At 73.9% G+C, this 14,272-nt stretch carries 13 protein-coding genes and 1 pseudogene; 7 read left to right on the forward strand and 7 right to left on the reverse strand.

The window, feature by feature from the left end; genetic code table 11:
• Positions 1-260 precede the first annotated feature (260 nt).
• From ABTW95_RS20850 to ABTW95_RS20870, 5 genes are read left to right on the forward strand one after another with little or no spacing between them, the layout of a single operon-like run.
• On the forward strand, positions 261-1,541 hold the full coding sequence (locus ABTW95_RS20850; protein WP_500227134.1) for an ATP-binding protein: 1,281 nt from the start codon (positions 261-263) through the stop codon (positions 1,539-1,541).
• Entirely contained in the window at positions 1,538-1,987 is a 450-nt protein-coding gene (locus ABTW95_RS20855) for a roadblock/LC7 domain-containing protein (protein ID WP_396445682.1), read from the forward strand. The genes ABTW95_RS20850 and ABTW95_RS20855 overlap by 4 nt, the downstream gene beginning before the upstream one ends.
• Positions 1,984-2,340: a DUF742 domain-containing protein gene (locus tag ABTW95_RS20860; RefSeq protein ID WP_396445683.1), complete on the forward strand. Its 357-nt coding sequence runs from the start codon at positions 1,984-1,986 to the stop codon at positions 2,338-2,340. Before ABTW95_RS20855 ends, ABTW95_RS20860 begins: the two co-directional genes overlap by 4 nt.
• A complete protein-coding gene (locus tag ABTW95_RS20865) occupies positions 2,318-2,914 on the forward strand; it encodes a GTP-binding protein (protein ID WP_396445684.1) in 597 nt (198 codons plus the stop codon). The genes ABTW95_RS20860 and ABTW95_RS20865 overlap by 23 nt, the downstream gene beginning before the upstream one ends.
• Positions 2,911-4,095 carry a cytochrome P450 family protein gene (locus ABTW95_RS20870; RefSeq protein ID WP_396445685.1) on the forward strand — a complete coding sequence of 395 codons (1,185 nt, stop codon included), beginning with the start codon at positions 2,911-2,913 and terminating at the stop codon, positions 4,093-4,095. The genes ABTW95_RS20865 and ABTW95_RS20870 overlap by 4 nt, the downstream gene beginning before the upstream one ends.
• Here ABTW95_RS20870 and ABTW95_RS20875 read toward each other — a convergent pair.
• On the reverse strand, positions 4,064-5,491 hold the full coding sequence (locus tag ABTW95_RS20875; RefSeq protein WP_396445686.1) for an SPFH domain-containing protein: 1,428 nt from the start codon (positions 5,489-5,491) through the stop codon (positions 4,064-4,066). The genes ABTW95_RS20870 and ABTW95_RS20875 overlap by 32 nt on opposite strands.
• A gap of 644 nt (positions 5,492-6,135) precedes the next feature.
• Here ABTW95_RS20875 and ABTW95_RS20880 point away from each other — a divergent pair.
• Positions 6,136-7,425, forward strand: a pseudogene (locus ABTW95_RS20880) (bifunctional copper resistance protein CopD/cytochrome c oxidase assembly protein); the annotation flags it as partial.
• A gap of 20 nt (positions 7,426-7,445) precedes the next feature.
• On the opposite strand, the gene ABTW95_RS20885 reads toward ABTW95_RS20880, so the two are convergent.
• The 5 genes from ABTW95_RS20885 to ABTW95_RS20905 form a co-directional block, all read right to left on the reverse strand.
• Positions 7,446-8,777, reverse strand: coding sequence for an HD-GYP domain-containing protein (locus tag ABTW95_RS20885; protein ID WP_500227135.1), 1,332 nt, complete (start codon positions 8,775-8,777; stop codon positions 7,446-7,448).
• On the reverse strand, positions 8,774-10,126 hold the full coding sequence (locus ABTW95_RS20890; RefSeq protein WP_396445688.1) for an HD-GYP domain-containing protein: 1,353 nt from the start codon (positions 10,124-10,126) through the stop codon (positions 8,774-8,776). Before ABTW95_RS20890 ends, ABTW95_RS20885 begins: the two co-directional genes overlap by 4 nt.
• Before the next feature lie 687 nt (positions 10,127-10,813).
• Positions 10,814-11,752, reverse strand: coding sequence for an NAD-dependent epimerase/dehydratase family protein (locus tag ABTW95_RS20895; RefSeq protein WP_396445689.1), 939 nt, complete (start codon positions 11,750-11,752; stop codon positions 10,814-10,816).
• A gap of 154 nt (positions 11,753-11,906) precedes the next feature.
• Positions 11,907-12,203, reverse strand: coding sequence for a mycothiol system anti-sigma-R factor (rsrA, locus tag ABTW95_RS20900; RefSeq protein ID WP_396445690.1), 297 nt, complete (start codon positions 12,201-12,203; stop codon positions 11,907-11,909).
• Positions 12,200-12,805, reverse strand: a complete 606-nt coding sequence (locus ABTW95_RS20905) for a sigma-70 family RNA polymerase sigma factor (protein ID WP_067633376.1) — start codon at positions 12,803-12,805, stop codon at positions 12,200-12,202. The genes rsrA and ABTW95_RS20905 overlap by 4 nt, the downstream gene beginning before the upstream one ends.
• Before the next feature lie 312 nt (positions 12,806-13,117).
• Between ABTW95_RS20905 and ABTW95_RS20910 the strand changes: the two genes are divergently transcribed.
• On the forward strand, positions 13,118-13,918 hold the full coding sequence (locus ABTW95_RS20910; protein ID WP_396445691.1) for a class I SAM-dependent methyltransferase: 801 nt from the start codon (positions 13,118-13,120) through the stop codon (positions 13,916-13,918).
• Here ABTW95_RS20910 and ABTW95_RS20915 read toward each other — a convergent pair.
• On the reverse strand, positions 13,915-14,256 hold the full coding sequence (locus ABTW95_RS20915) for a TraR/DksA family transcriptional regulator (RefSeq protein ID WP_396445692.1): 342 nt from the start codon (positions 14,254-14,256) through the stop codon (positions 13,915-13,917). The two genes, ABTW95_RS20910 and ABTW95_RS20915, sit on opposite strands and share 4 nt — an antisense overlap.
• Positions 14,257-14,272: the final 16 nt, after the last annotated feature.

The raw sequence follows: 14,272 nt of genomic DNA on the forward strand, positions 1-14,272 counted from the left end.
GTCCCGGCACGGTGATCGCTTGCGGAGCCGAGGGTAGTACGATCACCGCCGCCGAATCAGGTGAATCCAGCGGAAAGTAACGCGATTCAGACTGTGGGTGATCTTGCGATGCGCCCACCGGCAAGTTCCTTGCGCGCGAGCACAAGCACACCTGCGCGAACGGCCTTACGGTGCCGAATCTGTGGCGTGTTCTGCGCCACCCCACTCCCGGCCGTGCGGCCGGTCCACCTCGCCCGAAACCCCCTGCATCCGAGGATCTGATGGAGCAATTCCTCCTGGCGGCGGCGTTCGTCATCGTGGCGGGCGCCGGCATCGCCGCCGGCGTCCTGCTGGTACGCCAGCGGCAGGCGACCGCCGAGCTCCGCGCGCAGAACGCCGCGCTGGCCCGCGGCCTCGACCTGCGCGAGAAGGAGCTGCGGCACCTCGCGGACGTCCGGCTGCCCGAGCTGATGGAGTCCCTCACCAACCCGGGCGTGCGCGTCACCGGCCCGCTGCACGACCTGGACCGCGAAGCGCCCGCCTACGGGCAGGCGATGCAGACCGTCCTGGACCTGTTCGCCGGGTCCGCCGCCCGCGTCCGGGAACGCGCGGACAAGTCCGCGAAGTCGACGCTGCGCGCGATGATGCGCGCCGTGCAGAGCCTCGCGAACGAGCAGCAGCTGGCCATCTCGCACATGCAGGAGCGCCACGACGACCCCGACGTGCTGGAGGGCCTGCTCCGCATCGACCACATGAACGCCCAGCTCGGCCGGCGCGCCCAGGCCACCGCCGTGCTGTGCGGGTCGTGGCCGGGGCAGCAGCGCTCGGCGTCGTCGCTCACCGACGTGGTGCGCGGCGCGACCTCCCGCATCCGCGACTACCTGCGGATCAACCTGGAGGGGACGCCGAACACCGCGGTGACTAGCCGCGCCGTCGAGCCGGTCGTGCTGACGCTCGCCGAGCTGCTGGACAACGCCGCGCGGCACTCCCGCCCCGACACCGCCGTCGAGGTCAACTTCCGCTCCGCGCACAACGGCGTCGCCATCACGATCGACGACGCGGGCGTCGCGATGGACGCCGACGAGCTGAAGCGCGCGGCCGAGCTGCTGTCCGGCGACGCGTCGGTGGACATCCACCGGCTCGGCGACCCGCCCCGCGTCGGGTTCGCGGTCGCGGGCGTGCTCGCCGCCCGGTACGGGTTCCGGGTGTCGGTCGACAGCCAGTCCCCCTACGGCGGCGTGCGGGCCGTCGTCTTCGTGCCGAGCGCGCTGCTGACGTCCCTGCCGGACGAGCGCGCGCCCGAACCCGCGGCCGCGCCCCGCACGGCCGACGCCGCCGCCACGGCGGGCGGGCTGCCGAAGCGGAGCCGCGTCGCCGTGGCCGAACGTCCCGCCGAGCCCGACGCCGGCGACGGCGCGGCCGGCGCCGGGGAGCGGCCGCAGGCCCGCCCGGCGCGGGAGACCGCCGCGGGCCTCGGCGCCTGGCAGCGCGGGACGCGGTCCGGCCGCGCCGCCACACCGCCCGACGGCGAGGGCACCGACAGCAAGGACCTGCGGCCATGAACTCTGCGGCCACGAACAAGGGGTGGGACGGCGCGATGGACGACGGTACGAACCGGCTCGGCTGGATGCTGGACGACGCGCTGCGGATGCCGGAGACCCGCTACGCGATCCTGCTGTCGGCCGACGGCCTGCTGATGGCGCACTCCGAGCGGATCAGCCGGGACGAGGCGGAGCGGCAGGCGGCCGGCATGGCGGGCCTGCAGTCGCTCGCCCGCAGCACCGCCGAGTTCTGCGGCGACGCGGGCACCACGTGGCGGCAGACGGTGAACGAGTTCGACGACGGCTACGTGTTCCTCGTCGCGGCCGGCCCCGGCGCCTACCTCGCGGTGTCGGCGACGCAGCACGTCGACATGGAGACCGTGTCGTTCCGCCTCCAGGAACTCGTGCAGCGGCTGGGCAAGGAGCTGACCACCCCGCCGCGGCCGGGCGCGGGCAGTCCCGCATGACCCCGCGCAGGAACGAGCGCGCGCTGGTGCGCCCGCACGTCGTCACCGGCGGCCGGGCGCACCCCACCCGCAACGTGTTCGACCTCGTCACGCTCGTCATCGCCACCGGCGACCTGCCGCGCAAGGGGCTGTCCCCGGAGAAGCTCCGCATCCTGGGGCTGTGCCGGGGCGGCGCGCTGTCGGTCGTCGAGATCGCCGGGCACCTCGGGCTGCCCGTCGGGGTCGTCAAGGTGCTGCTCTCCGACCTGGTCGACAGCGGGCACCTCACCACCCGGGCCGCGGCGCCCGGGGCCCAGAAGTCGAAGGCCCGGCTCCTTCAGGAGGTGCTCGATGGACTCCGCGCTCGCCTCTGACGCGGCCTACGTCCGCGACAGCGTGCGGACCGCCGTCAAGATCCTCATCGTGGGGCACTTCGCCGTCGGCAAGACCACCTACGTCGGGACGCTGTCGGAGATCCGCCCGCTGCGCACCGAGGAGCGGATGACGCAGGCCGGCGCGACCGTCGACGACCTCGCCGGCATCCGCGACAAGACGACCACCACCGTCGCGATGGACTTCGGCCGCCTCACGCTCAGCGACGACCTCGTCCTGTACCTGTTCGGCGCGCCCGGCCAGGAGCGCTTCACCCGGCTGTGGGACGACCTGGCGCGCGGCGCGCTCGGCGCGCTGGTCCTCGTGGACACGGCGCGGCTCAAGGAGTCGTTCGCCGTCATGGACCTCGTGGAGAAGCAGGGCCTGCCGTACGCGGTGGCCGTCAACCACTTCGAGGGCTCGCCCGTCTTCCCGGACGCCGAGGTGCGCGAGGCCCTCGACCTCGCCCCCGCGACCCCGCTGGTCACCTGCGACGCCCGCGACCGCAGGTCGTCCACCGAGGCGCTCATCTCACTCGTCGACCACCTCCTCACCCTGGATGGGGAACCCGCATGACCGAACCGCAGCGCTTCCCGCTGTACGGCCCCGAGTACGCGCAGGACCCGGCCGCGACCTACGCCCGGATGCGCGCCCACGGCGACCTCGTGCCCGTCGAGCTGGCCCCCGGCGTCCCGGCGACGCTGGTCATCGGGTACGAGGCGGCGCTGGAGATCCTCCGCGACCCGGACACGTTCCCGCGCTGCAGCGAGGTCTGGGAGGAGGAGGTCGGCCCGCACTGCCCGGTGCTGCCGATGATGATGGCGCGGCCGAACGCGCTGTTCACCAACGGCTCCGTCCACGCGCGGCTCCGGTCGGTGATCGTCGACAGCCTGGACCGCGTCGACCCGGCGTCGCTGCGCGAGCACGTCGAGACCAGCGCGGACACCCTCATCGACCGGTTCGCCGACGACGGCAAGGCCGACCTCATCGGCCAGTACGCGCGGACGCTGCCGCTGCTGGTGTTCAACGAGATGTTCGGCTGCCCCCGCGACATCGGCGACAAGCTCGTCCGCGGCATGAGCGCGATCTTCGACGCCGAGGGCGCCGAGGAGGGCAACGCGCTGCTCGCCCAGGCCACCGGCGAGCTGGTGGCGTACAAGCGGCAGCGGCCGGGCGCGGACGTGACGTCGTGGATGATGCGCCATCCCGCCGGGCTCGACGACATGGAGATGGCGCACCAGCTGACGCTGCTGGTCGGCGCCGGCACCGAGCCGGAGCAGAACCTCATCGCCAACGGCATCCTGCTGCTGCTGTCGGACGACCGGTTCGGCGGCGACCTGTCGGGCGGCAGCATGCCCGTCGAGGACGCCCTGGACGAGATCCTGTGGACCGACCCGCCGATGGCCAACTACGGGACGACGTTCCCCCGCCAGGACGTCGACTTCCACGGGCACACGCTGCCCGCCCACCAGCCGATCCTGATCAGCTACGCCGCGGCGAACACCGACCCGTCCCGGGCGACGGCCGACCGGAAGGGCAACCGCGCGCACCTGTCCTACGCGGGCGGGCCGCACACCTGCCCGGCCAAGAGCCACTCGCGGCTGATCGCGTCCGCCGCGATCGAGGTGCTCCTCGACCGGCTGCCCGACCTGGACCTGGCCGTCCCGAGGGACGCGCTGGAGTGGCGGCCCGGCCCGTTCCACCGCGCCCTCGTCGCGCTGCCGGTCACCTTCCCGCCGGCGGGGAGGCGTCACTGACCGACCCGTCCGCGGCGGCGCGCAGCGCGCCGATCACCGCCGACAGCTGGGCGATCAGGCCCGCCACGCTGGTCTGGTCGGCGCCGTTGACGGTGACGGTGCGCAGCTCGTCCGGCTTGGGCAGCTTGGCCATGATCTCCGGAAGGGCGGCGATGAGCCGCGCCTGCACGGCGGCGGGCGTCCGGCCGTTCTCGATCGCCGCGCGGGCCGTCTCCCGCTCCAGGTCCAGCAGCGCCTGCTCGTGCCGGGACCGCGCGCGGGACTCGGCCAGGGCCAGCTCGCCCTCGGTGCGCAGCCGGGCCAGCTCGTGGTCGCGCTCGATGCGCAGCCGTCCCGTCTCGGCCTCCTCCGCGTGGCGCTCCCGCTCCATCCGCAGCGCGTGCCGCGTCGTCTCGGTCTCCAGCTCGGCGACCTCGCGGGCGTCGTCGTGCTCGCGCCGGGCGCGGCGCAGCTTCTCCGCCGCCTCCGCCTCGAACAGCCGCGACTCGTTGGCGGCGCGCAGCTCGGCCAGCTCCCGCTCGTGGTCCAGCCGCTGCGACTCCTTGGTCCGCGCGGCCGCCATCTCGCGCTGCGCGACGACCTCCGCGGCCTCCAGCTCGGCGAGCCGCGCGACCTGCTCCTGCTGCGCCCGGTAGGGCTTCTGCAGGTTCTCCCAGAGCTGGGACGAGCTGACCACGGCCTCCTTGATCTGCACGGTGACGATCCGCAGCCCGAGCCCCTGGTCGCTGTTGTCCTCGCCCTCGGCCACCGCGCGCAGCCGGGCCGTCAGCTCCTCGATGATGGGCTGCTTGTCGCTGAGGACGTCCCGCACGCCCATCGTGGAGACCTTGTCCTTGATCGCGGCCTCGGCCTGCTCGCGGAGCTGGAGGTTCACCAGCCGCATCGGGTCGTCGGCGTCGCCGAAGTCGAGCTTGCGGTACGCCGTCGCGAAATCCTGGATGATCCACTGGACGTAGCCCTGGACGAGCACGCCCTGCAGCTCCCGGCAGATGCAGTACGCGTTGATGAGGATCGTCTGCGTCGCGCCCGGCACCACGATGAACGAGTCGGTGGACGGGTTGAACCGGAACGACACCCCGAGCCCGATGTGCAGCGGCTCGGCCCGGCCGCGCCGGGTGTGCACCACGAACGCGTTCGGCGGGACGAGCACGTTCTTCCACCGCCAGAACCCGGTGATCCGCACGTCCACGGGGCCGGGGCCGGTCTGGTCGCCGCCGGGCGCGCCGCGGCCGAGGGCGCGCTCCCGCTTCGCGAGCGGGCCGGGCGCCGGGACCGCGCCCGGCGCGCCGGGCGCCGCCTGCGGGGCGCGGCGGCTCTTCAGGTCGTCCGCCAGCACCGCCTGCTGCGCGACGACCTTCTCCAGATACGTGTTGCTCCCCGGCTGCTGGGCGCTCATCTCGCTCCTCGGCGGGATCGGGCGGCCGGGCGCGCCGGCCGGTCTGCGGTCTGGCGGAAACAGTATTGAACTTTCCACCGGTTGTACGCGTATTTCCGGCCGTGACGACACATGAGGCGACCCCGGATCGGCCTTCGGCCCGGACCGACCGGGCGATGCTCGTCATCGGGGCCGCCGCGCTCGCGCTGGTCGTCCTCGCGTTCGTGCTGCGGGTCGGCGGCGCGTTCACCGCGAGCGCGACGCCGGGGCTGTCGCAGGAGGGCGCGCTGACCAAGATCGGCCTGTCGGTCGCCAAGCTCGGCGGCGACGTCGCGGCCGTCCTCACGGTCGGCTGGCTGCTCGTCGCGGCCGCGTTCGTGCCGGGGGCGTCCCCGCTCGGCCGCCGCTGCCTGCGCGCCGCGTCGCTGACCGCGCTGCTGTGGGCGCTGTGCACGCTCGCGCTGATCGTGTGCACCGTCCTCGACCTGTTCGGGGTCGGGCTCGCGGGCGTCACCGGCGACATGATGCGGACGCTCCTCGTCGAGCTGCCGCAGGGGCGGGCGCTGCTCATCGTCCTCGCCGCCGCGGTCGCCATCGCGGTCGCGGCGAGCCTGCCGCGCGCCGCGGGCGGCGCCGGGTACCTCCTCGCGGGCGCGCTCGCCGGCATGCTGCCGCCGCTGTTCACCGGGCACGCCGCGAGCGCCTCGAACCACGCACTCGCCGTCTACAGCCTCGCCGCCCACGTGCTGGGCGTCGCGCTGTGGGTCGGCGGGCTCGTCGCCCTGGTCACCGTCGCGCCGGACGTCCGCGGCGGGCTCCCCCGGGGCGCCGGGCACCACCCCTCCCCGGACGGCCCGGACGGCGCGCGGGGCGGCCTCGTCCGGGTCGTGGAACGCTACAGCTCCCTCGCGCTCGTCGCGTTCGCCGTCGTCGGGGTCAGCGGCGCGGTGAACGCGTGGGTGCGGCTCGGCGGCGTCCACCTCGGGTCGCGGTACGGGATGCTGGTCGTGGCGAAGGGCGCGGCGCTCGCCGCGCTCGGCGCGTTCGGCTGGTGGCACCGCCGCACCACGATCCCGGCGCTGCGGGACGGCACGGGCCCGCGCGCCTTCCTCCGGCTCGGCACGGCGGAGACCCTCGTGATGGCGGCGACGATGGCGCTCGCCGCCGGGCTGTCCAGGACGCCCACGCCCGAGAACGCCCCCGGCACCCTCGACGTCACCGCGCTCCGGCTCGGCTTCCCGCTGCCCGGCCCGGCCGGGGCGGGCCCCTACCTGCTGGACTGGTGGGTCGATCCGCTGTTCTTCGTGCTGATCGCCGCCGGGGCCGTCCTGTACGGGCTGGGCCTCGTGCGCGTCCGGGACTGGCCGCTGCGGCGGTCCGCGGCGTGGGCCGCCGGGCTGCTCGTCCTGCTGCTCGGCACCGCGAGCGGCATCTCCCGCTACAGCATGGTGCTGTTCAGCGCGCACGCGATCCAGCACGTCCTCGTCGGCGTGGCCGCGCCGGCGCTGCTGCTGTACGGCGCGCCGGTGCGGCTGGCGCTGCGGGCGATGCGCGGCGAGGGCCGGACGCTGCTCGCCGCGGCCGCCGGCAGCCGCGGCCTGCGGGCGCTCGGCCACCCGGTCGCGGCGTCGGCGCTGCTGCTGCTCACCCTCTACGCGTGGTACGCGTCGCCGCTGTTCCCGCCGTCGCTCAGCAACCACGCCCTCCACTCGCTCGCGATGGTCGTGTTCGTCATCGTCGGGCTCGCCTACTACCGCGGGACGGCCGGGACGCTCGTCCCGCTCGCCGTCCTGCCGCTGCACGCGCTGGCCGGGATGGCGCTGACGCGGTACGGGACGGTGCTCGGCGGCGACTGGTACGGGAGCCTCGGCCGCCGCTGGGGTGCGTCACCGCTGGACGACCAGCACCTCGGCGCCCTCCTGCTGTGGACGTCCGCGGCGGCGATCACGGCCGGCGTCGCGGCGGTGCAGGCCCGCTACGGGCGGGGGCGCCGGTCCAGCACGCGGCTGAGCGCCTCCACGACCGCCGGGTCGTACTCGGCGGCCGAGTCGAGCCTGAGCCGCTCCAGCACGGCGGCGCCCCGGTCGCGGTCGGCGGAATCGCCCACCAGGTCGTCGTAGGCGTTCGCGACCTTGATGATGCGGCCCGCGAGCGGCGGCGGGATCGGCCGCTCACCGGAGTCGCCGACGGGTTCGCGGCCCGCCCGGTAGGGGTGCGAGGACAGCTGCACGATGTGCGCGACCCGGTCCAGCACCCCGGTCTGCTTGATCACCTCGGCGCCCAGCTCGGCGATGCGGCGCTGCTCGGCCGGGGACGCCAGCACGGTCGCGCCGCCGGGGATCGGGTCGCCGAGCGACAGCTGCCCGATGTCGTGCATCAGCGCCGCGTACTCCAGTTCGAGCAGCTCCTCCTCGGTCATGCCGAGCTCGCGGCCCATCGCGACCGCGAGCCGCGCCACGCGCCGCGAGTGGCCCGCCTCCACGTAGCCGCCGACCTCGGTGACCCGCGACAGCGCGCGGACCGTCTCCAGGTAGGTGGCGCGGATGCCCGCGTACCGGCGGAACGCGAACTGCGTCACCAGGATCGGCACCGTGAAGATCAGCAGCGCGGCCTCGCCCATCGCGGTCGTGGCGACCGCGATCAGCATGGCGGTCGCGCTGGTCGCGGCGCACAGCGCCATCTTCGCGCTGATCTCGTCGCGCAGCGCGATGCCGAACCGGGCCCGGACGGTCTCCGCCCGGATCATCGCGGCGATCAGCACGTCGGTGAAGCACGACCCGATCACCACCACGCCCATCACGGCCAGCAGCAGGTACCAGGCGAGGTCGAGGCCCAGCACCGGCCGGAAGCAGAGCGCGATGACCGCGACGGTGAACAGCCGGCGCGCCATCGCGTCCGGGCGCGGCGTGCGGCCGACCGCGATGTGCGGCAGCGAGCCGACGAGCATGCCCACCGCGGTGACCGCGACGACCTGGAGCGCGGAGTGCTCGGCCGGGACGACGCCGAGCGGCGCGTCCGGCGGGGCGCCCTCGGGGCCGACGCCGACCAGCAGCGCGTACCCCATCGCACCGGCGCTGGCGATCGGCGCGACCTCCCGGTTGCCGGGCATCACCATGCGGAACAGCTCGCCCAGCGCGATCAGCACGCCGAAGATGATCGCGACGTTGGGCTGGTGCAGGCCGACGGCCGCGACCTGCGTGACCGCGACGACGACGAACAGCCCGGCGGTGGCGATCAGCAGCAGCTGGCCGGAGTCGATGGTCTGCCACGCGGCCCGCTCGCGGGCGGGGATCCGGCTCGTCGTCACTGGTGCCGCACCTCGTCGCCGCCGGTGACCCGCAGCGGCCGGCTCGGGTCGTCGTGGTCCTGCTGGGTGGTCTCGGCGACGGCGTCGTCCGGCAGGACGACCGGCCGCGGCGGCTCCCAGCCCTCCCGGTCGAGGGCCCGCAGGAACGCCTCGACCATCTCCGGGTCGAAGTGGTCGCCCATCCCGCGGCGGAGCTCGGCCACGGCCTCCTCGATGCTGCGGGCCGCCCGGTAGGAGCGGGTCGAGGTCATCGAGTCGAAGGCGTCCGCGACCGAGATGACCCGGGCGAACTCGGGGATCTCGTCGCCGGCGAGGCCCATCGGGTAGCCGCGGCCGTTCATCTTCTCGTGGTGGTGCATGATCCCGGCGAGCGCCTCGTCCAGGAACCCGATCTCCCGGACGATCTCCAGCCCGCGCATCGGGTGCAGCTGGATCGCGGCGAACTCCTCCTCGGTCAGCGCGCCCGACTTCTGCAGCACCTTGGTGGGGACGCCGAGCTTGCCGACGTCGTGCAGCATCCCGGCGTAGCGGATCGCCTCGACCCGGTCGGCGCGCATCCCGATCTCCTGCGCGATCATCACCGAGCCCCGGGAGACCCGCTCGGAGTGCCCGCGGGTGTAGAAGTCCTTGGTCTCGACCGCCTGGCACAGCGCGGCGAGGGTCGCGGCGTGCGCCTGCTGCTGCGCGTACGCCTGGTCCATCGCCCAGCGGGCGATGAACAGCGGGAGCAGGACGAGCACGGCGGCGAACGGCCCGACGCGCGGCCACAGCCCGGCGATCAGCAGGCCGACCATGCCGTAGCCGAGGCAGCCGACGGCGAGCTGGCCGCTCTCGTGCAGCCATTCGCGCGGCGTCGTCTGCCGGCTGAGCAGCAGCACCCCGCCCATCAGCGTCAGGTTGACCAGGACGAAGGTGACCAGCGCGCCGAGGAACGGCCCGATGACGTTCTCCACCCAGCGGGCCTGCTCGGGGTGGAAGCGGGCGCCGCCGAGCAGGTCGAAGACGGTCCCGGCGATGAAGCCGCTGAGCGCGAACTGCGCACCGTTGAAGATCCGCTTGACCGGGGCGAAGAACCGCTGCCCGGTGACGACGGCGACCAGGCCGAGCAGCGCGGCGCCGACCGGGCCGAGCAGCACCACCGAGGCCAGGCTCGCGGCGAAGCTGAGCGACACCCGGGCGCGCGCGATGTTCAGCCGCGCCGGCGCCGAGTCGCAGACGAGGAACAGCAGGGCCAGCACGGCCAGCTTGCTCCAGTCCAGCTCCGCGAAGGACGACGTCGCGATGAGCCCGGCCGCGAGGGCCACCACACCGCATACGTACGCCCAGGCAGCGAGAGGTAGTCCACGCATTGCCGCCCCTCGGGGAGTGACGAGATGGCGGGCCGCCGCCGGGGTGCTGTGCGCCTGCCGGCACCTAGACCCAGGACACGCCCTTGGTCAGCATCAGCGACGACGCCGCGGCGCTCGGGCGCCCGCCGTGTCCTGCCGGCGACACACGCTTGAGCATGGCTCCTTGCCTCCCCCCGCCGAACCGGGCCGTCCCGGCCTCGCGGCCGACCTCCGTCCGGGGCCGGGCGCGGGCCCGGCTTCCCGGGCGAGCACATACCCCGAATTGCATCGGCGCGCACGTGCTCCCGTCGCTGATTTCGGCACAAGCTTAACGCGAACTGCCCAGGTCACACAGGCGTGAGGGAAAAACTGAGCAAAGCGTGAACCGACCGTCACCATAGGTGATCAATTGCCCCGGCGAATGCACCCAACGTAAGCGCACAACCCGATTGCACAACAGAATGCACGTGCATCGGCGAATGCACCGGCGACCCGCGCCGAATGCGCCGGCGGCCCCGCGCCTTTTCGCCTCGGCGACCCGCGGGGTACGACGTACCGTACCTCTCGGATCAAAAAGACTCACCCCAAGGAAATGGCTACAATACGACAAGCCCGTGTTTTGGGGTATGCAGCCGAATTCTGCCGGGCGTGCGCGCGTTCTGCCGCGCCCAGACGTGTTCAGGCGTGTTCTGCCGTGTCCAGGCGTGTTCAGCGGCGCCCTGCGGCCCGCGCGGGATCGCGCTCGCGCGCCCAGGCGACGGTCTCGGCGATCCCCTCGGCGAGGCCCACCTTCGGCTCCCAGCCGAGCACCTCCCGCGTCGCCCGCGGGTCGACGGCCATCGCGGGCAGGTCCCCCAGCCGGGGCGGCGCGAACTCCGGGTCGTCGGGCGCGCCCGCCGCCTCGGCGACCAGCGTGTGCAGGTCGCGGTCGGTCGTCTGCACGCCGGTGCCGACGTTGAAGCGGCGCCCGCCGCCCGCGTCCCCGGCCGCGCGGGCGAACGCGTCCACGACGTCCAGGACGTAGACGTAGTCGCGGGTCTGCGTGCCGTCGCCGTAGACCTTGGTCGGGCGGCCGGACAGCAGCGCGTCGGTGAAGATGGAGACGACGCCGGCCTCGCCCTCGGGGGTCTGCCGGGGCCCGTAGACGTTCGCCAGCGTCAGGGTCGTGAAGTCGATGCCGTGCAGCCGCCGGTACATGCCCGCGTAGACCTCGCCGGAGACCTTGGAGGCCGCGTACGGCGACGCGGGCCGCAGCTCGGCGTCGGCGGGGACGGGCAGCGCGTCCGGCACCCCGTACACCGCGCAGCTGGAGGTGAACACCACCTTCCGCCCGCCGGCCGCGCGCGCGGCCTCCAGCACGTTGGCGGTGCCCAGCACGTTGGTGCGGGCGTCGGCGAGCGGGTCGGAGACGCTGGCGCGGACGCTGACCTGCGCGGCGAGATGGCAGATCACCTCGGGCCGCCGCACCGCCGCCTTCTCCACCAGCGCCGGGTCGGCGACGTCCATCTCCCACAGCTCCACGCCGGGGCGGACGTTCGCGCCGGACGTCATGTCGTCCACGCCGATGACCTCGTGGCCGTCGGCGAGGAGCCGGTCGACGAGATGGGATCCGATGAATCCGGCCGCGCCGGTGACGAGTGCGAGCACCCGCAGCACGATACCGAAGGGGCGGCGGGCCGGAGCGGCGCCGCGGCCGCTCCCGGTCGGCCGCTCCCGGTCGGCCGCTCCCGGTCGGCCGCTCCCGGTCGGCCGCTCCCGGTCGGCCGCTCCCGGCCAGGCGCTCGCGGCCGAGCGCCCGGGGTCAGGCGCTCTCGGTCTTCTCCGCGCCGCCCGTGGCCTTGATCTCGCCGCAGATCTCCTCGATCCGGCCGAGCACCTTGGACCGCAGGTCGCTCGGCGCCTGCTCGCAGCCGCAGGACTTGTTCACGAGCTTCTTGACGGCCTCTTCGAGCCCGTACTCGCGCAGGCACGGCCCGCACTCGTCGAGGTGCTGCCGGACCTCGCTGCAGCCGCCCTGGTCGAGCTCGCCGTCGAGATAGGTGTAGACGCGGGCCAGGACCTCGTCGCACGGCGTTTCGTGGTGGTTGCCGCAGCTCATGATGACCCCCTGCCGGCGCGGGTGAGCCCGCGGTCCTCAGCGTAGTCCTCCAGCATGCCGCGGAGCTGGCGCCGGCCGCGGTGCAGGCGGGACATCACCGTACCGATGGGCGTGCCCATGATCTCGGCGATCTCCTTGTAGGCGAAGCCCTCGACGTCGGCGAGGTACACGGCGATGCGGAACTCCTCGGGGAGGTCCTGCAGCGCCCGCTTCACGTCGCTGTCGGGCAGGTGCTCCAGCGCCTCGGCCTCCGCGGACTTCAGCCCGCTCGAGGTGTGCGACTCGGCGCGGTGGATCTGCCAGTCCTCGATGTCCTCGGTGGCGGCCTGCTGCGGCTGGCGCTGCTTCTTGCGGTAGGAGTTGATGAACGTGTTGGTCAGGATGCGGTAGAGCCACGCCTTGAGGTTCGTGCCCTCCTTGAACTGGTGGAAGGACGCGAACGCCTTGGCGAAGGTCTCCTGGACGAGGTCCTCGGCGTCGGCCGGGTTGCGCGTCATGCGCAGCGCGGCCGAGTACAGCTGGTCCAAGAACGGGAGCACGTCGCGCTGGAACCGCTCCTGGCGCTGCTCCACGGTCTCCGTGGTGCCCGGTACCTGACCCACCCCCTCGGCTGTGGCGCCCTTGGCCCCGACTGGGCCGGCGGCGTCGTACCCCACAGACGATATCGGTCCGCGCGGCCTTCCGATGCGGACGGGTGCGCGTGCGTCGCCCCGGATCGCCGTCCCGGCTCTCCGCTGCCCATCGGCGACGGCTGTGGTCATCGGCTTGCACCTCCGTGTTGCTCGCTGTGAGACGGTGCAACACCGGAACGGCCCCGCCGATTCCCGGAGCGGCCCGCCGGCGGGTCACTCAGGGTGATGACCGGCCCCGGACGGGGAAGGATGTCACATACACGCGGAGAACAGGAGCAATCGGTGCACTCCGTGCCTTCGGCGCGACCTTCCGAGCCCACCATCGCCAGCCTGCGCGACGGCTCCGGAGCCGCGTCCGGGGAGTCCCTGGCGCGCTACTGGACGTTCTACCGGGCCGTGGCCGACGCGCAGCTGGCCCGCTGGCTGCCGCGCAGGCCGTCGCGGGTGCTGGACATCTCGGGCGGGCACGGGCGCAGCGCCGGCCACGCCGCCGCGGCCGGCCACGCGGTGCTGGAGGTGCGCGACCCCGACCGCGCCGGCCGCTCGGCCCGGGACGAGACCCGCCGCCCCGTGCGGGGCACGATCCCGCTGGTGGGCGACTCTGGAACGCTCTCCTACCTGGTCGACGCCTCGGTGGACGCCGTGGTCGCGGAGAACCGGGTGCTGTCCCGGCACCTGGCCACCGAGGCCACCATCGCCGAGATCGCCCGCGTGCTGCGCCCCGGCGGCCGCGTCCTGCTCTGCGTCGACTCCCTCACCCTCGGGATGGCGCTGCTCGCCGAGCGGAACTACTGGGCGCACCTGTCGGACGTGCCGAGCGCCGAGGTCGTCCTCGTCCCCTGGCCGGACGGGACGATCACGCGCTCGTTCTCGTCCCACCAGCTGCGCGAGCTGCTCGGCGACGCCGGCCTTGAGGTCGAGTGGATCAGGCCGCGCACCGTGCTGTCGCCCTCGACGGTCGAGCACGTGCTGGCCGAGTCGCCCCGCGCCCTGCCCCGCCTCGTCCGCACCGAGCTGAACGCCCCGCAGGGGGACGAGTCGCTGGGCGTCCACCTCCTGGCGAGCGCACGCCGCGCGGGCTAGCGCCTGCGGTCGCGGCGCGCCTGGCAGGTGATGCAGCGGGCGGCGTCGGGACGGGCCTCCAGGCGGCCCTCCGGGACCGCCTCACCGCAGTCGACGCACCGGCCGTAGGCGCCGGCGTCGATGCGCTCCAGGGCGGCGGCCACCCCGCCGCGATGGCGCTCCAGGGATTCCAGCGCCGCCTCCACGCGGTCGTGCGCGGTGAGGCCGGCGCCGGCGTCCGCCGCGGAATTGTCGTGCTCGGGCGTCTCGCCGCGGAGAATGGCGATGGACCGCTCCAGATCGGCGAGCATGACCTCAAGGCGGGAACGGGCGGCGGCGATGTCCACGATGGTGCGCACTCCCTCCCCCGAGGCG

It is taken from the genome of Spirillospora sp. NPDC127506, from assembly GCF_040302145.1.
Lineage (GTDB): Bacteria > Actinomycetota > Actinomycetes > Streptosporangiales > Streptosporangiaceae > Spirillospora.